22 protein-coding genes are annotated in these 21159 nt (G+C 34.9%); 9 read left to right on the top strand and 13 right to left on the bottom strand.

What is annotated here, in order from left to right; translation table 11 throughout:
• The first annotated feature begins 4 nt into the window (after positions 1–4).
• Both lspA and C1A40_RS09410 read left to right on the top strand, forming a co-directional pair.
• Positions 5–514, top strand: coding sequence for a signal peptidase II (lspA, locus tag C1A40_RS09415; protein ID WP_102995679.1), 510 nt, complete (start codon positions 5–7; stop codon positions 512–514).
• A gap of 177 nt (positions 515–691) precedes the next feature.
• On the top strand, positions 692–1957 hold the full coding sequence (locus tag C1A40_RS09410; RefSeq protein WP_102995678.1) for an NAD(P)/FAD-dependent oxidoreductase: 1266 nt from the start codon (positions 692–694) through the stop codon (positions 1955–1957).
• A 69-nt stretch (positions 1958–2026) separates the two neighbouring features.
• Here C1A40_RS09410 and galE read toward each other — a convergent pair whose 3' ends face one another.
• Both galE and C1A40_RS09400 read right to left on the bottom strand, forming a co-directional pair.
• A complete protein-coding gene (gene galE / locus C1A40_RS09405) occupies positions 2027–3052 on the bottom strand; it encodes a UDP-glucose 4-epimerase GalE (RefSeq protein WP_102995677.1) in 1026 nt (341 codons plus the stop codon).
• Positions 3045–4178 carry a DegT/DnrJ/EryC1/StrS family aminotransferase gene (locus C1A40_RS09400; RefSeq protein ID WP_102995676.1) on the bottom strand — a complete coding sequence of 378 codons (1134 nt, stop codon included), beginning with the start codon at positions 4176–4178 and terminating at the stop codon, positions 3045–3047. Before C1A40_RS09400 ends, galE begins: the two co-directional genes overlap by 8 nt.
• A gap of 230 nt (positions 4179–4408) precedes the next feature.
• Between C1A40_RS09400 and C1A40_RS09395 the strand changes: the two genes are divergently transcribed.
• On the top strand, positions 4409–5647 hold the full coding sequence (locus tag C1A40_RS09395; RefSeq protein WP_102995675.1) for a 3-deoxy-D-manno-octulosonic acid transferase: 1239 nt from the start codon (positions 4409–4411) through the stop codon (positions 5645–5647).
• A gap of 75 nt (positions 5648–5722) precedes the next feature.
• Positions 5723–6046, top strand: a complete 324-nt coding sequence (locus C1A40_RS09390) for a hypothetical protein (RefSeq protein WP_102997185.1) — start codon at positions 5723–5725, stop codon at positions 6044–6046.
• Between the two features lie 458 nt (positions 6047–6504).
• Here the strand turns inward: C1A40_RS09390 and C1A40_RS09385 are convergent, their stop codons facing one another.
• The 3 genes from C1A40_RS09385 to C1A40_RS09375 all read right to left on the bottom strand — a co-directional run bounded on the left by C1A40_RS09385 (position 6505) and on the right by C1A40_RS09375 (position 8419).
• Positions 6505–6834, bottom strand: coding sequence for a 2Fe-2S iron-sulfur cluster-binding protein (locus tag C1A40_RS09385; RefSeq protein WP_102995674.1), 330 nt, complete (start codon positions 6832–6834; stop codon positions 6505–6507).
• A gap of 201 nt (positions 6835–7035) precedes the next feature.
• The gene (locus tag C1A40_RS09380; protein WP_102997184.1) at positions 7036–7278 is read right to left on the bottom strand and encodes a NifU family protein; all 243 of its coding nucleotides are present in this window, start codon (positions 7276–7278) and stop codon (positions 7036–7038) included.
• Between the two features lie 4 nt (positions 7279–7282).
• Positions 7283–8419, bottom strand: a complete 1137-nt coding sequence (locus C1A40_RS09375; RefSeq protein ID WP_102995673.1) for an Mrp/NBP35 family ATP-binding protein — start codon at positions 8417–8419, stop codon at positions 7283–7285.
• Positions 8420–8848: 429 nt separating this feature from the next.
• Here C1A40_RS09375 and C1A40_RS09370 point away from each other — a divergent pair, with 429 nt between their 5' ends.
• Positions 8849–9238, top strand: coding sequence for a hypothetical protein (locus C1A40_RS09370; RefSeq protein ID WP_102995672.1), 390 nt, complete (start codon positions 8849–8851; stop codon positions 9236–9238).
• Here C1A40_RS09370 and C1A40_RS09365 read toward each other — a convergent pair.
• From C1A40_RS09365 to trmB, 3 genes are read right to left on the bottom strand one after another with little or no spacing between them, the layout of a single operon-like run.
• Entirely contained in the window at positions 9230–9574 is a 345-nt protein-coding gene (locus C1A40_RS09365) for an MGMT family protein (protein WP_102995671.1), read from the bottom strand. The genes C1A40_RS09370 and C1A40_RS09365 overlap by 9 nt on opposite strands.
• Positions 9571–10200, bottom strand: coding sequence for a LysE family translocator (locus C1A40_RS09360; RefSeq protein ID WP_102995670.1), 630 nt, complete (start codon positions 10198–10200; stop codon positions 9571–9573). Before C1A40_RS09360 ends, C1A40_RS09365 begins: the two co-directional genes overlap by 4 nt.
• A 2-nt stretch (positions 10201–10202) precedes the next feature.
• The gene (trmB, locus tag C1A40_RS09355) at positions 10203–10877 is read right to left on the bottom strand and encodes a tRNA (guanosine(46)-N7)-methyltransferase TrmB (protein ID WP_102995669.1); all 675 of its coding nucleotides are present in this window, start codon (positions 10875–10877) and stop codon (positions 10203–10205) included.
• Between the two features lie 283 nt (positions 10878–11160).
• Here trmB and C1A40_RS09350 point away from each other — a divergent pair, with 283 nt between their 5' ends.
• On the top strand, positions 11161–12207 hold the full coding sequence (locus C1A40_RS09350; protein ID WP_102995668.1) for a glycosyltransferase: 1047 nt from the start codon (positions 11161–11163) through the stop codon (positions 12205–12207).
• Here C1A40_RS09350 and C1A40_RS09345 read toward each other — a convergent pair.
• The 3 genes from C1A40_RS09345 to C1A40_RS09335 all read right to left on the bottom strand — a co-directional run bounded on the left by C1A40_RS09345 (position 12190) and on the right by C1A40_RS09335 (position 15280).
• Entirely contained in the window at positions 12190–13233 is a 1044-nt protein-coding gene (locus C1A40_RS09345; RefSeq protein ID WP_102995667.1) for a sensor histidine kinase, read from the bottom strand. The two genes, C1A40_RS09350 and C1A40_RS09345, sit on opposite strands and share 18 nt — an antisense overlap.
• Complete coding sequence (locus tag C1A40_RS09340) at positions 13233–13913, bottom strand: response regulator transcription factor (protein WP_102995666.1); 681 nt, start codon at positions 13911–13913, stop codon at positions 13233–13235. The genes C1A40_RS09345 and C1A40_RS09340 overlap by 1 nt, the downstream gene beginning before the upstream one ends.
• Positions 13914–14080: 167 nt before the next feature.
• Positions 14081–15280 (bottom strand): IS4 family transposase, encoded by a 1200-nt coding sequence (locus tag C1A40_RS09335; protein WP_102994434.1) that lies wholly within the window; start codon positions 15278–15280, stop codon positions 14081–14083.
• 197 nt (positions 15281–15477) lie between these two features.
• On the opposite strand from C1A40_RS09335, the gene C1A40_RS09330 reads away from it, so the two are divergent.
• Both C1A40_RS09330 and C1A40_RS09325 read left to right on the top strand, forming a co-directional pair.
• Positions 15478–15819: a T9SS type A sorting domain-containing protein gene (locus tag C1A40_RS09330; RefSeq protein ID WP_102995665.1), complete on the top strand. Its 342-nt coding sequence runs from the start codon at positions 15478–15480 to the stop codon at positions 15817–15819.
• Positions 15820–15934: 115 nt separating this feature from the next.
• Positions 15935–17173: a T9SS type A sorting domain-containing protein gene (locus C1A40_RS09325; RefSeq protein ID WP_102995664.1), complete on the top strand. Its 1239-nt coding sequence runs from the start codon at positions 15935–15937 to the stop codon at positions 17171–17173.
• A gap of 114 nt (positions 17174–17287) precedes the next feature.
• Here the strand turns inward: C1A40_RS09325 and C1A40_RS09320 are convergent, their stop codons facing one another.
• The gene (locus C1A40_RS09320) at positions 17288–18457 is read right to left on the bottom strand and encodes an IS4 family transposase (protein WP_102995663.1); all 1170 of its coding nucleotides are present in this window, start codon (positions 18455–18457) and stop codon (positions 17288–17290) included.
• 165 nt (positions 18458–18622) lie between these two features.
• On the opposite strand from C1A40_RS09320, the gene C1A40_RS09315 reads away from it, so the two are divergent.
• Positions 18623–19600 (top strand): LuxE/PaaK family acyltransferase, encoded by a 978-nt coding sequence (locus C1A40_RS09315; protein WP_102995662.1) that lies wholly within the window; start codon positions 18623–18625, stop codon positions 19598–19600.
• Positions 19601–19788: 188 nt separating this feature from the next.
• Here the strand turns inward: C1A40_RS09315 and tyrS are convergent, their stop codons facing one another.
• Positions 19789–21084, bottom strand: a complete 1296-nt coding sequence (gene tyrS, locus C1A40_RS09310; protein ID WP_102995661.1) for a tyrosine--tRNA ligase — start codon at positions 21082–21084, stop codon at positions 19789–19791.
• Positions 21085–21159: the final 75 nt, after the last annotated feature.

Genomic DNA, 21159 nt, shown 5'->3' with positions numbered 1-21159 from the left:
TTAGATGAAAATCACAAAACGTTCCATCTACATTTTTTTGGTTATTTTTCTAACCATTGCTGCCGATCAAATTTCAAAAGTGATTGTTAGAGCAACCATAGTTGGTAGAACCGATACCCAACCGGGCGAACGCATTCCTATTATTGGAGACTATTTCACTCTTATGAATGTGGAAAACACAGGCGCCTTTTTAGGCATGGGAAGCGATTTGAATCCAACCCTTCGTATCATTCTTTTGTTAATATTACCTATTGTTGTATTAGGTCTTGTATTAAGACACATTTTAAAAGACAAAACACTAGATAATTGGTCGCTTTTTGCATTTGCCAGTATTATTGGTGGTGGTATTGCCAATGTTTACGATAGAATTGTATATGGTTCAGTAACTGATTTTTTGTTTATAGACTTGGGTGGCGTTTTTAAAACAGGCATCTTTAATTTAGCTGACATGTCGGTGAGCGCTGGAATGATTATTTTACTTTTAATGAGTTTTAAAAAGCAGAAATCGGCTTAAAAATACAGCATATATAAAATTTAAAAACGGACTAAAATCAACTTTTTTTAGTCCGTTTTTGTATTTATAAAACACTAGAATCCATCAAAGTTTATCCACTCCTCACTTACATTTTCAAGAAAACACATGTATCTTTGTAACAACTAAACATTGTTACACAACTACCAAAATTGTTCTATGAAAAAAGAAAAAACCATTATCATTGTTGGTGGAGGCTTTGCTGGTTTACAACTGGTCGATCAACTAAAAAATCAAAGTCATTTTAAAGTCATTTTAGTCGATTTAAACAATTACAACTTCTTTCCTCCGCTTTTATACCAAGTTGCTGCAGGATTTATGGAGCCTTCGGCGATTAGTTACCCCTACCGAAAAATATTACGAAACAAAAACGTAGGCTTCCGAATGGGCGAACTGCAAGAGGTTATCCCTGAAGAAAACAAAATCATTTTAAGCAACGGTGAATTGCACTACGACATTTTAGTCATGTCTACAGGTGCTGAAACCAATTTTTTTGGCAATGAAAATATCGCCAAACTTAGCTTACCGATGAAAACCATTTCGGATGCTCTTGCCCTTCGAAATTTAATCTTTACACGACTCGAACGCGCAACACGTATTACCGATCCCAACAGAAGAAAAACCTTATTATCTTTTGTTATTGCGGGAGCGGGCCCTACAGGCGTAGAGCTTTCAGGGTTATTTTCTGAAATGCGTGCGCATATTTTAGCGAAGGACTACCCTGAATTAGACACCTCCGACTTAGGTGACATTTATTTAATTGATGGGCAAGATGCTGTATTGGCAGCTATGTCTAAAAAAACACAAGAATACACCTATGATAAATTAAAAGACTACGGCATCAATATTAAACTAAACACCTTTGTAAATGACTTTAAAGATGATGTCGTTTACCTTTCAGATGGCACAGAAATTCATTCTAGAAATTTAATTTGGGCCGCGGGAATTTCAGCAAGAACCTTTAAGGGTTTTAAAGAAGCATCTTATGGTCGTGGCAAACGCTTAAAAACAAACGGTCATAATTTAGTTGAAGGCTACAACAATATTTATGCGATTGGTGATGGTTCTATAGTTATGGATGACAAAAAATATCCCGATGGACATCCACAATTGGCACAAGTAGCCATTCAACAAGCGCTTAATTTAGGAAGAAATCTATTATCTAACGATTGGAAAGCCTTTAGTTACAACGACAAAGGATCGATGGCCATTATTGGCACCAACAAAGCAGTTACCGATGGCCCCAACCAAAAATTCTTTTTAAAAGGATTTATAGCATGGTGGGTTTGGATTTTTGTACACATCATGTCTTTAGTTAATTTTAGAAATAGAATGCGTGCCTTTTACGATTGGATGGGCTACTACATCAACAAAGACCAATCTTTTAGAATGATTATTCGTCCGAAGGAAAAGAGTCAGAAATAGTTATAAAAAAAGCATTAAAACTTCAACTTGAGGTTTTAATGCTTTTTTAATTTTAGTAAAAACAAAAACTTACTGTTCCGCTCTTACTTTTTGTTCCCACTTCCAAGCCGAACGCATCGCATCGTCTAGAGAAAGTTTTGTTTTCCAACCTAACTCATCGTTAGCTTTATTCGTATCGGCATAAGCAGAGATAATATCTCCTGCTCTTCTACCTACGATTTTATAATTTAATTTTTCACCAGAAACCTTTTCAAAAGACTTTACAACTTCTAAAACCGAACTTCCCGTTCCTGTTCCTAAGTTAAAGGTTTCATAGTTCGCTTTGTTTTTTCCTTCTAACAAACGTTTTAAGGCTACCACGTGTGCTTCAGCTAAATCTACTACGTGAATATAATCACGAATACAGGTACCGTCTGGCGTAGGGTAGTCATCACCAAAAACAGACAATTGCTCACGTAAACCAATGGCTGTTTGGGTAATAAATGGCACTAGATTTTGAGGTACTCCAATAGGAAGTTCTCCAATTGCTGCCGATTCATGAGCGCCAACGGGATTGAAATAGCGCAGTGCTATAGCTTTTAAGCTTGGCACCACATTACAGGTATCACTAATAATTTCTTCTCCTATTTGTTTGGTGTTTCCATAAGGGGATTCAGCCTGTTTTACAGGGGCGTTTTCTGTGATTGGCAATTCATCGGCTTGACCGTAAACCGTACAAGAAGAACTAAAAATAAAGGAGGCTTCAGGTAGTTTTTTCAACTCTTTTAAAATATAAACTAAGGTGCTTATATTGTTTTCATAATACAATAAAGGCTCTTGCACACTTTCGCCAACAGCTTTACTTGCTGCGAAATGTATCACACCTTTGATGTCGTTATGTTTAGCAAAAAAAGCTTCAACGCCAGCTTTTTCTTTTAAATCTAACTTTTCAAAAAGTGGTGTTTTACCTGTTATGGCTGTAATGCCGTCTAATACTTTTTCAGAAGAATTCGATAAATCATCAATAATTACGACTTCATATCCTTCATTCTGAAGTTCTACTACAGTATGCGAACCTATAAAGCCTAGGCCGCCTGTGACTAAAATTTTACTCATTTAAATAGCTTATTATAGTTGTTGTTATAAAATGTATTTGTTCGTCGTCCAATTCGGTGTGCATAGGTAATGAAATCACTTCCTTAACCAATTGATTAGTCACTTCAAAATCGGCTTCATGATAACGCTCATCTACATAGGCTTTTTGTCTATGCAGTGGAATTGGATAATACACACCACAAGGAATGTCATTTGCATTTAGGTGCTTTACTAAAGCATCGCGATCTACACCCTTTACTTGTAAGGTATATTGATGGAATACATGATTATCTAAATCGCCATAGCGATAAGGTGTAACGATATTTTCAACGTCCTTAAAAGCCGCATCATATTTATTAGCAGCTTCAATTCTACGATTATTATACTGATCTAAAAGTGGTAGTTTAGCATCTAAAACCGCGGCCTGAATACTGTCTAAGCGTGAATTAACCCCCACGACATCATGATGATAACGCTCATACATACCGTGGTTTACAATACCGCGAATGGTATGGGCTAAAGCATCATCGTTTGTAAAAATAGCACCACCATCACCGTAACATCCTAAATTTTTTGAAGGAAAAAAAGAAGTTGCACCAACATGTCCAATAGTGCCTGCTTTTACTTTTGTACCATCAGCATAGGTATAATTGGCGCCTATAGCTTGGGCGTTATCTTCAATTACAAATAAATTATGAGCTTTTGCTAGCTCCATTATCGCTTCCATATGGGCACATTGCCCAAAAAGATGCACTGGTACAATTGCCTTTGTTTTTGGCGTAATAGCGTTTTTAATCGCTTCTATATTAATATTGAAATCATCTGCATTCACATCAACTAAAACGGGAGTTAATTGCAGTAAGGCAATCACCTCAACCGTAGCGGCAAAGGTAAAATCGGCTGTAATCACCTCATCGCCTGGCTTTAACCCTAAGCCCATCATGGCAATTTGAAGGGCATCGGTACCATTGGCACAAGGAATAACGTGTTTTACACCTAAATAATTTTCTAAATTTTTCTGAAATTCGTGAACTTTAGGACCGTTTATAAAGGCGGTGTTTTCTATAACTTCTTGAATGGAAGGATTAACAATATCTTTAATCTCACTATATTGACCTTTAAGGTCTACCATTTGAATTTTTTTCATCTAAAAAAAGAGTTGAGCCCGCTAAATCATAAGATTAGCAAAGACTAATTTTAATGAAACTCAAACTGAGTTTACAGTACACAAATTTACAAAATGATTGGGTTTCTAGAGCCTTATAAAAAGAATAATATGGATGATGTCTAGTTAAATTCCAGTCATAAATTTTAACAAATTATGCTTTTAATTCTCATAATATTTTAAAGTCATGTATTTTAGCACAAAGAAAAATAGTGGATTTACTTTATAATTTAGGCACACAAATAACCAACGCCATACTACCCCTTAGCGGTATTTTTAGTGACAAACTAAAAAAGGGCGTTATAGGCAGAAAAAACACCTTTTCTGTATTAAAAGACGGATTAAATTCTAGCGACAAAACGCTTTGGTTTCATTGCGCTTCTTTGGGCGAGTATGAGCAAGGCCTGCCTGCTTTCCAGGCCTTACGCCAACACTATCCGACGCATAAAATTGTGCTGAGTTTTTTTTCGCCATCGGGCTATGAAATTCGAAAAAACAGTCCTATTGCCGATATTGTCGTTTACTTACCCATAGACACCAAAGCCCATGCTAAACGTTTTTTAAACCTGGTACATCCCGAGCTTACTATTTTTGTTAAGTACGATATTTGGCCCAATTACTTAAAAGAATTAAAAAAACGTGAGGGTAAAGCCGTTTTAATCTCGGCGGCTTTTCGAGAAAACCAACCCTATTTTAAATATTACGGTAAACCTTTAAGAGATGCCTTATTTGCTTTCGAGCATATTTTCACTCAAAACGAAGCCTCTCAAACCTTACTTCATTCTATAAACTATCGAAATACAACCATTACTGGCGACACTAGGTACGACAGGGTTTACAACCAATTAAGCATCGATAATACTTTAGATTTTATTGAAACTTTTAAAGATAATAAGTTGTGCATTGTTGCTGGTAGCACATGGCCAGAAGGCGAAGCAATGCTAATAAATTTCATCAATAACCATAGCGATAAAGACGTCAAGTTTATCATTGCGCCCCACAATATCAAATCTGATCAGATAAACCATATTCAAAAGCAAATTAAAGCGCCAACCGTACTTTATTCTAATAAACAAAGTAGTAATTTGGTTCAGGCCAAAGTTTTTATTGTAGACACCATTGGCATACTTACAAAAATATACAACTATGCCGATATCGCTTATGTAGGCGGTGGTCTAGGTCATACCGGATTACACAACACTTTAGAACCTGCTGTTTTTGGTATTCCCATTATTATAGGCAATCACTACGACAAATTTCCAGAAGCCAAAGCGCTCATAGAAAACGGAGGGATGTTCTCGGTTGCCACCCAAAATCAATTTGATACCATTTTAACAGATTTGATTGAAAACGAAAACAAACGACACGCTACTGGTATACAAAACGAAGTATTCATTAAAAAGAATAAAGGAGCAGTAATCCAAATCTTAAATTATTTGCGTATATTATAGCGTTTAACGCAACACTTTTTAGTTACTGTGTTAAATACATGTTTAAAACTAATTATTAACACAAACCCAAAAAAAATGAAAAGAATCATTTTAAGTACCGTTTTATGCGCATTTTTAACTCTGGGATTCACTTCTTGTAGAGATTCAAAAAAAGCAGATTCAGCTAAAGAAGCCATGAAAGAATCGGCCGATAAAGCAGGTGAAGCTATTGAAGACGCTGCTGATGCCACTGGAGAAGCTTTAGAAGATGCTGCACACGCCACCGAAAAAGCCGTCGACCACGCTGTAGACGCCACAGGAAAAGCCATAGACCATGCAGCTGATGCTACCGAAGATGCCATTAAAAAAACCTCGGATAAGGTAAAAAAAGAAGTAGATAAAATTGGTGACGACAACTAAAACGTCTCCCTGGTTTACCTTTTAAATTAACTGGATTAGATTATAAAAGCACAATTTCTTTTTATCTCGGTTTTTTATTTCTAAACGGGTGAAAAACAAGGGCCTCCTTTTTTGAGCTAAAAAAGTTATTAAACTTGGCCTAAGAAACAATCGATCTATTAAAACAAAATGAAAAATTATTAAAAATCTATTGTCAATATTTTTGTTCTGGCAAAATTCTTATACTCTGATGGGTAAAGTAGTTTCTAAATCTATAACCTTTTGAGGACACCAAAAAGAAGTAGAAACTGCGGTTGAAAAATTTGCGGATTCCCAAAAAAATAAATCCACAAATTAAAATCACCAGAAAATACCCGAAACATTTTAATTTGGATCTAAAAAAACCCGTAAAAACGGGGTTTTTTTAGGTCTAAATTTATTTTTTAAAAGGGTGTATAAAACCTTTAAATGGATTGCAATTAACTTTCTGGAGCCAATTCCACTTCTAGTCCTTCCATTTCTGGAGTCATTTGAATTTGACAACCTAAACGACTATTGTCTTTAACATCGAATGCCTCCGAAAGCATCGCTTCTTCATCATCACTCATTTCCGGTAAAACCGTATCACTCAGCACGTAACATTGACAAGAAGCGCACATCGCCATACCTCCACAAACTCCAATTGTTCCTTCTGGTGCTAGTTCATAGGATCTTACTACTTCCATAAGATTCATTGCCATATCAGTTGGCGCAACAATGTCATGAGTGACACCATCTCTATCTGTTATTTTGATATTAATATCTTCCATTACTTAATTTTTGTTCGGGTAAACGCAAGTCTTTTTTAATTTCGAATACAAATTTAATCGAAGCACCTTTATTATAATAAGTTTTATAAGGCTAATTAAAAAAAGTTTCTAAAAAATATTGAATTTATAAAATTCTATATTTTTTAGAAACCCTTTTACATTGAAACAATCATTTAACTGAAGCTTTTACAGCGCATTCAATTAGTTTTCAATATTAATAACCTGCTCTATTTGAGGCGCATATTTTTTTATGGTCATTTCCACACCAGATTTAAGTGTCATTTGATTCACACTACACCCAACACATGCTCCTTCTAAACGCACCTTTACTAAAGTATCATTTTCAATAGACAGCAATGAAATATCACCACCATCACTTTGTAAAAAAGGTCGAATTTCTTCAAGTGCTTTTTCAACATTTATTTTTAACTCTTCTGATGTCATATCCTTATTTTTTAACCACTGCACAACCAGCCATTGTTGTTATTTTAATAGCCTCTGTAGGCGGTAAATCATCGTTTCTACGAACAACTTCTTGAACCACTTGCTGTGTGATTTTTAGGAAGGCATCTTCTAGAGCTGTTCCTGTTTGAAGTGCAGCCGGGCGACCAACATCACCTGCTTCTCTAATACTTTGCACAAGAGGCAACTCACCTAAAAACGGTACTTTTAAATCTTCGGCCAAATGTTTTGCACCTTCTTTACCAAAAATATAATATTTGTTGTCTGGCAATTCTTCTGGTGTAAAATACGCCATATTTTCTATCAATCCTAAAACAGGCACATTGATACTATCTTGTTGAAACATAGCAACGCCCTTTTTAGCATCAGCCAAAGCCACATTTTGGGGTGTACTCACTATTACGGATCCCGTAATAGGCAAAGACTGCATGATGCTTAAGTGAATATCTCCTGTTCCCGGAGGAAGGTCTAATAATAAAAAATCAAGTTCTCCCCAATGGGCATCAAAAATCATCTGATTTAAAGCCTTGGCTGCCATGGGGCCTCTCCAAACTACTGCTTGGTTAGGTTGGGTAAAAAAGCCAATAGATAAGATCTTTACCTCATAACTTTCAATGGGTTTCATTTTCGATTTCCCATCAACATTTACTGCTAAAGGTTTGTCATTTACCACATCAAACATGATGGGCATCGATGGTCCATAAATATCAGCATCTAGAACACCAACTTTAAAGCCCATTTTTGCCAAAGACACCGCTAAATTGGCTGTAACCGTAGATTTCCCTACACCACCCTTTCCGGATGCCACTGCTATAATATTTTTGATTCCTGGTACTGGTTTACCTTTTATCACGTTGAGTTTCGGACTTTCAGGCGCTTCAACTTTTACATTGACTTTAATTTTAGCCTTCTCGTAAACCTTTTCATGAATGGTTTTTAAAATATCAACTTCAGTACGTTTTTTCGCCTGTAAACTTGGGTTCTTTATGGTAATTTCAACAATAACTTCATCTCCAAAAGTTACTACATTTTTAACAGCTCCACTTTCCACCATATTTTGTCCTTCTCCTGGAACTGTAATGCTTTCGAGTGCTGTTAAAATATCTTTCTTATTAAGCTTCATTTATTCAAATTAATTCTAGCTACAAAGATAATTAATAATGTACTACGACGAAACTTCTATCTTATAAGTTTTGTTTATAATTAACTTTAGCGCAAGGGCGTATAGCGCTATCTTTTCCAACCTTAAGAGCTATTATTATTAGGAAAGGCCTTATTAAAACAACAGTGTTATTATGTAACACTAGCTTTTTAATCAGTTATTTTTAAATTAAAATCATGAAAAATTAGTAGCTAGATAAGACCCATATTTTTATGTATACATAACAAATTTGTTTAAAGAATTTCGTATCTTAGTAAAGACCAGGCTAGTAAAAAAACGACTTTTCCAATATATACCAAATCGTATATTGATGTTTTTATTACTCATATAGGTTTACACAACCTAAGACACCTACATCATAACAGTTTAATATAACTAATTATGTTTAAGATGTTTAACTTCGAAAGCAAGGCCACCCGGGAAGATTGTAAATTCATAATTGACATTATAAAGAACTATTCGGAAGATCAATCAATCAAAAAATTAATTTCACCTATTTCTGATGAATACTATTTATTAGATGAAAAAAATCAAGTTTCAATCTGTATTGCCGATGACGAAATAATACTTGCAAATCACATTTACCTTTACAAAAAAGCTTTTAACTTAGCATTTACCAGCGACCTTAAAAAAATAATTAAGAAGCAAATGGAAAAAGAAATGCAGGATTTAAAGAAAACACTCTTTAAGAATGAAATTAATCTTTTAGATAAAATTCTGAATCTTTCTGCTCGTAAGAAAAAATCGCTTACTATAACGCCTAACTTAAAATCAAGCTAACTGATATGGAAATGCTTCAGATGGGTTCCAAAACACTTTCTCGAAATTCTGAATTTGGTTGTCTTTTACCACAACCCCTTCATTTTCGAGAAGCTGCTGCATTAAATGTGTACCTCCAAAGTGATGCTTGCCCGTTAATAAACCCTTACGGTTTACGACACGGTGCGCAGGCACGTCCTTATCATGCGCATTATTCATGGCGTAACCAACCATTCTTGCGCTTCGCGCAGCTCCCAAATAGGCTGCAATAGCGCCATAGCTCGTTACGCATCCGAAAGGAATTTGCCTGACTACTTCATATACACGTTCGAAAAAACTTAGAGTATCTGGTTTCATGACCCCTTTATAATCCCTATGATGGTTACTATAGACATGATTGCTGTGATACCTCCTATAAGACGATTCATGTTTTTTTGAGAGGTAAGCGCCTTACTTTTAATTTTATCAAAAAAGAAAATATACAAATACAGCGTTGCAAACGATCCCATTACAGCTCCAGCAACATACGAAATCACACTAATTTTTTCAAAAGTTATCCAGCCCAATGAAGCCAATGAAATGGTCATATAAGCTTGATAAGGTATAGGAAATACGTTTAACGCCGACATCAATACACCTTGAAAAAAACGACTGTGCTTGCTTCTTTTTTGCAGCTTGACCTCTTTGGGTTCTTTAGATTTTGCTATAAACAAAAAGTAAATGGTAATTAAAATAAAAATAACAACCGCAACCCGCCTTAGCACATCAACAACTTCGGGATGTATACTTAAATAACTAGCAAAAATGGAAGCGATATAGGTTTGACCTAAAACCACAATACAGGCACCAATGGAAAACATGATACCGCGAACATGTCCTTCCTTTAGGCTAATTTTTGCTGCGGTCATATTCAATAAGCCAGGAGGAATTACACCTAAAAATGCAAAGATAAAACCTAATAAAAATACAACTGTAATCTCCAAACTTATTTGATTTTAAACCTGATATAGGTTATCGCTTTGTTTTGCTCCAAATACTGAGATTCATAAAATGTCTGAATAGATGTAACTTCTTCTGGACTCCCCTCTTGTTTGTAAACATTATGATTTGCATAAAGCACTTCATGCCCAGCACCATGTAACAAACCAAGGGTGTAACCGTGCATAAATTCACTGTCTGTTTTGAGATTAACCACGCCTTCAGGTTTTAATATTTTCTTATAACGCTCCAGGAATGTTGCATTGGTCATACGATGCTTGGTACGCTTGTATTTTATTTGTGGGTCTGGGAAGGTAATCCAGATTTCATCGACTTCACCTTCGGCAAAAGCATGATCAATAAGCTCTATTTGAGTTCGTAAAAAAGCCACATTAGAAATCCCATCTTCTAGTGCTGTTTTTGCCCCACGCCAGAAGCGTGCCCCTTTGATATCAATTCCAATGAAATTTTTATCTGGGTATTTTTGAGCTAAAGCCACAGAATATTCTCCTTTTCCGCAACCTAACTCTAAAACCAAAGGGTTGTTATTTTTAAAAACTTCAGTACGCCAATGCCCCTTTAAATTGAATTGAGATTCCACAAGCTCATCTCTTGTAGGTTGAAATACATTTGAAAATGTTTCGTTTTCCTTAAATCTTCTAAGTTTATTTTTGCTTCCCAAGGTATGCTTACTATTTTTAATTATTTAATTTCACTGCTGTAATAACTTGCAAAAGTATGACAACGTTAAACTATTTTAAAACAATGAATTAACAATTAATTATTATTTGAAATAGATTTGGTAAAATTAAGGAAATATAAAAGAGTGATAATACACTTACCTTTGAAATTATAAAAATTTTCACAAGCTGCATTACGAAGTAAATATATAATTAAATTTAAGGTTCGGTGTTGCGAAGATGCAGCACTTTGCTTCATGCAAAATGAAATAATAACACCCAGCTATGAAAAAGCAAGTTTTGGTCGCTCCATTAAATTGGGGCCTAGGTCATGCCACCCGATGCATACCCATTATAAACGCTTTAATTGCCGATAATTTCATCCCCATTATAGCTAGCGATGGTGCTGCATTAGATTTGTTAAGAAAAGAGTTTCCGAATATATCGACTATCGAACTGCCTTCGTATAACGTGACTTATGCCAAAAACGGAAAACACTTTAAATTAAAACTAATTAAAGACTCTCCTAAGCTTCTAAAGGCTATAAAAAGGGAAAAAAAAGCAGTTGCTGAAATTCTAGACACACACGATATTGCTGGAATTATTTCAGATAACAGAATAGGGGTAAGAAACAAAAAAGTACCTTCTGTTTTTATAACACATCAATTATATGTTTTAAGCGGAAGCACCTCTTGGTTAAGTACTAAAATGCATCAAAAATTCATAAAGAAATTTGACAGATGCTGGGTACCCGATATTCCTGGAGAACCGAATTTAAGTGGTAAACTAGGTCATGTAAAAACATTCGATATCCCTACGGAATACATAGGGCCTTTAAGCCGATTTACAGCATCAAACGAGGTTATTAAAAATGATTTGATGGTTTTAATTTCGGGGCCAGAACCGCAACGTTCTTTTTTAGAAGAAAAGCTTTTACAAGAACTTAAAAGCTACACAGGAAAAATTGTTTTTGTAAAAGGCCAGATGGAAGCCCAACAAACCAAAGAAGTTATTGGAAACATCACCATTTATAATTTCATGACCTCAAAATTGCTTGAAAAAACCATCAATGAAAGCGCCTTAATCATTTCGCGTTCTGGGTATACCACCGTCATGGATTTAGCAAAACTTAACAAAAAGGCCTTTTTTATTCCAACCCCCGGACAATTTGAACAAGAGTATCTTGCAGAAAGGCTTTGGGAATTAAGTATGGTTCCTACATGTCATCAGGATGAATTTACCATAGATAAATTAGAAGAAATTGTAGCCTATGAAGGACTGAAAGCCTTTGATTTTACGCCAAATTATAAAGCCCTATTCAGCTTTTTCTAAAGTAAAGGAGAACTCACTACCAATACCTTCTTCACTTTCTACATAGATTTTCTCTTTATGCGCTTCTATAATGTGTTTTACAATAGACAAACCAAGACCTGACCCACCTTCTTTTCGTGACCCACTTTTATCTACGCGATAAAAACGTTCAAACAAACGTGGTAAATGCATTTTAGCTATACCTTCACCATTATCGGTTACCCGAATGATTATTTTATTTTTTATAAGGTTTTCTATACTTATTTCGGTGGTGCCTCTTTCACTTCCGTATTTAATCGAGTTCACAATTAAGTTTGCTAAAACTTGCTGCACACGTTCTTTGTCTGCACGAACAAAAACCGGGGTGATATATTTTCTATCAAAAGTTAAGGTAATGTCTTTTTTATTAGCCTTCATTTCCAGCATGTCAAAAACTTGCCTGATAAGCTCTACGATATTAAAAACCTCGTATTGCAACCTAAGGTCTCCCACTTCAAGCTTGGTAATCATATCCAGGTCTTTGATAATAAATCCAAGTCTTTCAATTCCTTTACTGGCGCGTTCTAGATATTTTTTTCGAATTTCCTTATCGTCTGCTGCACCATCTAACAAAGTTAAAATATAGCCTTGAACTGTAAATAAAGGCGTTTTTAATTCATGAGACACATTTCCTATAAACTCTTTTCGATACTCCTCTCTAACCCTTAAAGTTTCAATTTCTATCTTTTTATCCTTAGCATAACGATCGATATCCTCGGTAAGAGTTTGAATATTTGTTGTTATAGGTCCTTTAGATAGTTTGGCAGACTCGAGCAAGGTTAAATCGTCGTATATTTTCTTAATACGCTTATAGATAAACCGCTCAACATTAAACTGAATAATCACTAACGCAAATACAAACAAAATGATACTAAATAGAGCGAGCCAGTACCACCTAAAGACTTCGAGATAATACAAAAAAACACCCATTACGAGTGTTGTATAAAAGACTATCAACAACGATGTTCTTACCGCGAAACGATATGATTTTTTAAATTGTGAAGACATTAATCAACAAACTTATAACCCACGCCTTTAATAGTTTTAAAGCTATCATCTCCTAGTTTTTCACGAAGCTTTCTAATGTGAACATCAATGGTTCTACCACCCACGACTACTTCATTTCCCCAAACAGCATCTAAAATTTCATCTCTTTTAAATACTTTCCCTGGTTTAGAAGCTAATAATGAAAGTAATTCAAACTCTTTTCTAGGCAGAATGATTTCAACACCTTTAGAAGTAATTTTATATTCATCACGATTAATAATTAAATTACCAATTTTCATGGTATCGGCAACGTCTTCCTCTTTAAAGCGTCTTAAAAGCGCTTTCACCTTACTAACCAAAACTTTTGGCTTTATAGGCTTCGTAATATAGTCATCGGCTCCAGCATCAAAACCAGCTACTTGCGAATAATCCTCACCTCTAGCCGTTAAAAAGGTAACAATCGTATTTTTTAAGTCCGGATTTTTTCTAATGATTTCACAAGCTTCAATACCATCCATTTCGGGCATCATAACATCTAGTATAATAAGATGCGGCAATTCTTTTTTAGCCTTTTTAACCCCCTCATGTCCGTTTTCGGCCGTAATGACTTGGTAGCCTTCACTAGATAAATTATATCCAACAATTTCTAAAATATCTGGTTCATCATCAACCAGTAAAATTTTAATATCCTTTTTATTCATTACGGTATCTCTTGTTTGATTTAGTAAATATAAAACATATCCAATAATTTAATCTAAATAATTTAATTAATAATATTGTTGTCCGATAAAAAACAGAATTAGCTAAAAAAGCTTTGGTGTTGGCCTTTTTTATTGATCGCACTCTTTATTTTGAAAACAGAACCTCCTTATGGGTCAAAAAGGCTTAATTGCCCAATGTTTTTGGTTGTAATCTCTTCCCAATTAGCTTCTGGGTTTTTCAGGAATTTGAACAAATCGATATATGTCATCAAATGGTATCGTATGACGGACATCATATTGGAATAAGCCCAGTTTCTTTGGGCTTTTCTTTGGATCACAAGCATAATGAGCTGGATTATCAAACTGACCCAGATTTGTATTTCGATGGCATTTTGATTGTCTCCCAAAAAATACTTTAGCGGAAAGTTCTGTTTAAGCCGCTTGAACATCGTCTCAATCTGCCACCTATTTTTATAGATGTCGGCTATTTTGTCTGCATCAAGATCATAATTATTAGTGATGAACTCATAAACTTTTTGGTGCTTTTCGTGCCAAAAAGCGATTCTCCTCAGGGAAAAAGCATTGCCGTTTTTGTCCGTAAGCCCTATTTTTTCGTCCTTTAAGACAGCATCGTCCACTTTATTGGAGATATCAAACTCTTCAAGGCTTGTATAGCGAGCATTGTCCTTTTGCCGAGTCACAAAGTAAACATCTTCCAGTGTCCATTTTTGGTATTGCTCATAATCCACATACCCTTTGTCAAAAACCACATAAGAGCCCTTCTTGAGTTCCAGGTCTTTTAAAAAGGTGTGGTCGTGCGTGGCCGCGCTTGAAAACTTAATCAGACAAGGAACGTCTTCCATGGCGTTTATCATAGTATGCATCTTGATACCTCCTTTCTTTTTGCCGTTGAGCGGGTTCCTTCCTACACCTTTAAGAATGTCACTAAATAGGGGGATGGTCGAGGAATCAACGATTTTAAGGTTCTTCACTGCAGGTTCTAAGGGTCTGCTGTCCGATAAAAAGCGATGGTAACGTTTGTAGAGTAAATGATAAATATCGGCAAATACTTCAGAGCTTCTTCTCCTGTTAGCATCTGACAAGGTACTGCGTTTTGGAAAGTCCGTGAGTCCTAGATGGTTGATCTTTCCCTCGCAGGCAAGCATAATACTGGAAACCTCACGAAGTGAGCTACAGCCACTGATCACGGTAAATACCATAGTGGCCAAATGCTCATAGGTGGTAAACTTTTTGGTATAGCGATCGCTGTTGTGCTTTTTGGCTGTCCGATGAACATCTTTGGGCAAAATGAAATTTAATACCTGTTTGATTATGGGGTGTCCGCTAAAGTTTTTACTTTTATTCATATCTTGGATGTGTGATAACTTCAAGATACAAAATAAGCGGGAAATCCTATCTTGGAAATCCCGCTTTTTAAATCTTTTATCGGACACTAATGAATTAATAACACTAAGGTAACACATAGCTTACACCTTGTTAAACTTTTGGTAAACAAGACATATATTTGGCACTACTTTTGCAATAATTTAGTATATTTAAACGTATGAAAAAAGGCTACTTTTTCTTTTTTACCTGTATCATCTGTTTGTTTTTTGTGCAAAATACGAATGCACAAAAAGCAAGTACGCCTATTCATCATCAACAGTCTATTGAGGGTTTAAGCTTTTATCCTAATCCTGTTAAAAGCGAAACAGGCTATATCACTATTTCAAGTAAATTAAATAGCATTAAAAAAATAGACATTTATAATGTACTTGGCAAACAATTACTTACTTTAAAACTAAAAAGCAAAGAGTTAAATATTTCTAATCTTAAAAAAGGAGTTTATATCTTAAAAATTACCGAAAACAACGTGAGTGAGACTAGAAAGTTGATTGTTCTCTAGAATAGAGTCTGATTTTCATCTTGAATAACAATTGCTATACATCGATTTTTTGTTATGTTTTTTTGTTAAAACATATAATATCATTAGTTTTCGCAACTAATAAAAAACTTTTTTAATGAAAAAAATTACATTTTATCTTTTTACCCTATTATTAAGTTCCTTGTCTTTTGGGCAAACTATTACTCTTATTGATGCTCCTGCCAGTGGTTCTGATATTATTGCCGATCCAGAATATTCTGTAAGCCCTAGTATTGACTTTGAGGTTACCAATTTTAACATGCCTTCTGAAGGCTCATTAGAATGGAGCTTAAAAATAGACAGTAACGGTACTACCGTAGATTCAGGAAATACTACAAATTCTTCAGGAGAGATCATCTTACCTGCTCTTAATAACGGCACCAAATATGTTTTTACAGCAGAGTTGGTAGATTCAAATAGTAACTCTTTAAATCCAGTTGCTCTTTACTCTTTTAAAGTTACTTTTGCAGAATACATTGATGTTTTAAATTTAACTGAACTAATATCTAATAATACAAATCCTGATGTATATTATAGAGTTACTGGCGAGGTTATTGGTACTTACAGCATTGATATTCCAAATGTCGCTCAGTTTTTTTTCTTTCAAGATGACACTGCTGGTATTCGTGTATTTGACCCTGATTACTCTCAAGGAACGTTTTACACCAACGGAGATGCTATTAGCAACATTAGAGGAAGACTTATAACTAATGATGGAGGTGAAAAAGAATTTGTTCCATCTGACGTAGAATGGGGAGCTCCTACTTCTACAGGCAGCACGCCATCTATCCCTACTGTAACAATTACTGATATTACTGGTAATGTTCCAACTTATGAAAACAGATTGGTTAAAATCAACAATGTTACATTTGCCCCTGATTCATTTCAATTAGACGCCCAGCTTGACATAACTGACGCGTCAGGTACAATGAAATTTAGAAGCGCTTTCCCTACCGCTGATTATTTAGGTGACAACACACCTACTGGAGCACAAGATCTTACAGCCATTGTGATGAATTTAGACAACTCATTACCAACTGTTACAGCACGATATTCATTAGATTTTAGCCCTACTCTTAGCGCAAACAATTTTGATTTAAAAAACTCTTTTTCAATTTACCCAAACCCTACAGAATTAGGGTATGTAAATATTTCAAAGAAGAACGATTCAGATGTTAGTGTTAAAATCTATAATGCACTAGGTAAAAACGTTCTTGAACAAACACTACCTAGCTCACAATCTCAATTAAATGTATCAAGATTAAGTTCTGGAATTTACATTTTAAAGCTTACCCAAAATAACACTTCAACAATTAAAAGATTAGTTATTCAATAACCTTTTAATTAACCACTTTAAAAAATAGGTTAAACTCCAATCCTGTCCTAAATAAATTTTAGACAGGATAAATCCAACCATTTTACTAGTTTAATAGTTTATATTTTTGAATTTTCAAAAAAGAACCCCTTGTATGTGCTTATTGGGTGGTGGTTGTTCTTTTGCAAACGGATTATCTAGCCATTTATGTAAATTTACTTTCACAAAAAGATTTAATCTAATAAAGGCTACTAAATTAGATAAATACCAAGGATGCTTTGCTTGTGTTTTTAGCGCTTTTAAAATGAGAATGGTAATTAATGCCGTCCAGATCTGTATCATAACCGCATTTTGACTAGTTCCAATGAAAGACTTGATGTGTAATTGCTGTTTGATGTCTCTAAAAAATATTTCCACTTCCCATCTAGCCTTATAAAGCTCCGTAATAGTGTTTGCTGTCCAAGACTTCTGATTGGTAATAACCTCAATAGTTTGTCCATTTTTATCATCCCACAAGGCAACCCTGCGAAGTCTTTTGGGATATTTCTCTTTTGTCTTAGCGCCTGTTAATTCAATGATTTCATCTTTTAGAACGTGTTGATGCCTGTTTTCTGGCAATTCTAACTCTTTGACTGATTTAAATTGAATATTGTCTTTATGTCTGACTACAAAATTGACTCCGTTGCTGTCCCAAATCTTTAGTAAATCAAAATCGTTGTAAAACCGATCAGCAACAATAACACTTCCTTTTAAAAGCGGGATGTCGTAAGCCCCTTTATTATCCGCTGTTTTGCCATCTGTAATATTTACATAAGCTGGTAAATGACCATCATAATCAAGCAAGGTGTGCATTTTTACAGCTCCTTTTTTAGTCTTGTATTTTGCCCAATCAAACAAACTTAAACAAAGACTTATCACGGTTGCATCTAATAAAAATATTTTGGACTTTATTTTGAAATTAGTACGCTTCATTCCTGCTTGCTGTCCTAAACTCTCTAATAATACATAATAGTAGTCTCTGAAAAGCTCCCAGCTTCGATGTTTATTTTGGTAGCTTATAGTAGATTTTGAAGGCGCTGCTAACATGCCTAAATGATTCAGGTTTCCTATTGCTGAACGCAATCCGTTGCTGATATCTCTAACAGATTGACTGTTCGCAAATTGACAAAACAACATCGATACTAAGTGAGACCAACTGTCAAATCCTTTTTGATGTTTATCTGTGTTATGAAACCTGACTAATTTATTGAACCTTGACTTTTCTAATTTTGTGATTATTTGAGAAAACAGCGTTATATTTATCATCTGAGAAAGGTTTTTTTGTGGTGCACCACAAAGGTAACTTTGCGGAACAAAATTTCCTTTCTCTTTTTTAATCGTTTAGGACGCTATTGGTTAAACTCTATTTAAAAAGCATTGCTCTAGCAATGCTTTTTAAATTTATATACTTTTGCTTTTTTATACTATAAGGTGAAAACAGAAACTATTTTTAAAATAAAGAATGCATCAGATTTTGAAAAGACAGCTCTAGAAGTGTTTAAGCATCAATTTGACAACAACCGAGTTTACAGAGCTTTTTGCGATTTGTTATACATTCACCCTAGTGAAGTTACTAGCATAGAACAAATACCTTTTTTACCAATTCAGTTTTTTAAAACGCGTGACATTTTAAGTTCGCAATCTGCCATACAAACAACCTTTACCAGCTCTGGAACTACGGGCATTGCCACCAGCAAACACCATGTTACAGATCTTGACGTTTACAACAAAAGTTTTACTAAGGGTTTTGAATACTTTTATGGCCCTATTGAAGATTATGTTATTTTAGGACTTCTACCCTCCTATTTGGAGCGTCAGGGCTCGTCGTTAATATACATGGTCGATGCGATGATTAAAACCTCTAAACATCCTGAAAGCGGATTTTATTTGAATAATCTTGAAGAATTAAAAGAAGCCCTTATTAGACTAGATGCTGAAGGCAAAAAAGTTTTATTAATAGGCGTTTCATTTGCCTTGTTAGATTTGGTTGAAACCTATCAGTTTCAATTAAAAAACACCATAATTATGGAAACCGGAGGCATGAAAGGCAAACGTAAAGAACTAATTAGAGATGAACTTCATAACATCTTAAGAGCGGGTTTTGGTGTGAACAATATACACAGTGAATATGGCATGACCGAACTATTAAGTCAGGCGTACTCCAAAGGACAAGGTGTTTTTAACTGTCCGCCATGGATGAAAATACTAACACGAGATACCGAAGACGCCCTAAGCATTCAAAAACCAGGTAAAGCTGGCGGCATGAATATTATTGATTTAGCGAATATTAACTCATGCTCATTTATTGCCTCGCAAGATTTAGGTCGCGTTAACCCGAACGGTTCTTTTGAAGTTATTGGTCGTTTTGATAATTCAGACATTCGTGGTTGCAACCTTATGGTTTTATAAAAAAATTAAAACCAGTGAAAGGTTTGGTATGTACGTACGACTATAACAACAGCTAGAAAAAGAAAAATTACTATTTATTTTTAAAGTAGAACACCTGATTTTTAATAAAATCAGGTGTTCTTGTTTTATAATTGTTTTCACTAATATAGCTATAAAAAGAGGGTCTCCAACACTGCCCTTAAATTAAACTACACTACTTGTAACACAAAGTAATTCTTCTTACCGCGTTGTAAAAGCACGAACTGATCATTAATTAAATCTGCTGATGTAATTTTATAATCGTCCTTTACCTTTTCTTTATTTACAGAAATCGAGTTCTCTTTTAAGGCGCGTCTGGCCTCACCGTTTGACTTTAAAAACCCGCCTTTTTCGGCCAAAGCAGCAATAATATCCAAGCCCTTTTCAATCTCCTCTTGTGCAATTTTTGTTAAAGGCACGCCATCAAACACATCCAAAAAAGTTGCTTCGTTTAAAGCTTTTAAATCTTCACTGGTAGACTTTCCAAAAAGAATATTACTTGCTTTAATAGCATTGTCTAAATCTTCTTTAGAATGTACCAAAGTCGTAATTTCTTCAGCTAAACGTTTTTGTAATAACCTTAAATGTGGTGCTTGTTTATGTTCTTCAACAAGAGCTTCAACAGCTTCTTTATCTAAAAAAGTAAATATTTTAATATACTTCTCGGCATCTTCATCACTAGAATTCAACCAATATTGATAAAACTTGTAAGGCGACGTTCTTTTAGCATCAAGCCATACGTTACCACCTTCGGATTTTCCGAATTTAGAACCGTCTGACTTTGTAATTAACGGACATGTAATAGCATAACCTTTACCTCCAGAAATTCTTCGAATTAATTCTGTTCCTGTAGTTATGTTGCCCCATTGGTCGCTTCCGCCCATTTGAATGGTACAATTCTTATTTTTATACAAGTGAAGAAAATCGTAGCCTTGAACCAACTGATAGGTAAACTCGGTAAAACTCATACCTTCGGATGATTCTGAAGAAATTCTATTCTTTACAGAATCTTTAGCCATCATATAGTTTACAGTAATATGCTTACCAACGTCTCTAATAAATTCTAAGAACGAAAACTCTTTCATCCAATCATAATTATTCACCAACTCGGCTGCATTAGGCGCATCACTTTCAAAATCTAAAAAATGTGCTAATTGCCCTTTAATCGCTTCTTGGTTATGACGCAGTGTTTTTTCATCTAACAAATTACGCTCGTTAGACTTCCCGGAAGGATCGCCTATCATACCAGTGGCACCACCCACTAATGCAACAGGTTTATGTCCGCAACGCTGGTAATGTGCTAAAATCATGATTGGAACAAGGTTTCCTATGTGTAAAGAATCTGCCGTTGGATCAAATCCAATATAAGCACTCTTCATACCTTCCATTAAGTGGTCTTCTGCTCCTGGCATGACTGTATGTATCATACCTCTCCAAGTCAATTCTTCAACAAAATTCTTTATCATTTTAGCTTAAATTTAAAAACATCAGCAAAGATAAAAATACAAGTATAATAAGTCGGCAATTATGAATAATTCTTT

Origin of the sequence: Tamlana carrageenivorans, from assembly GCF_002893765.1 — a bacterium.
Taxonomy (GTDB): Bacteria; Bacteroidota; Bacteroidia; order Flavobacteriales; family Flavobacteriaceae; genus Pseudotamlana; species Pseudotamlana carrageenivorans.
Note: the sequence above shows the minus strand (reverse complement) of the source record. Positions and strands in the feature narration are given on the sequence as shown.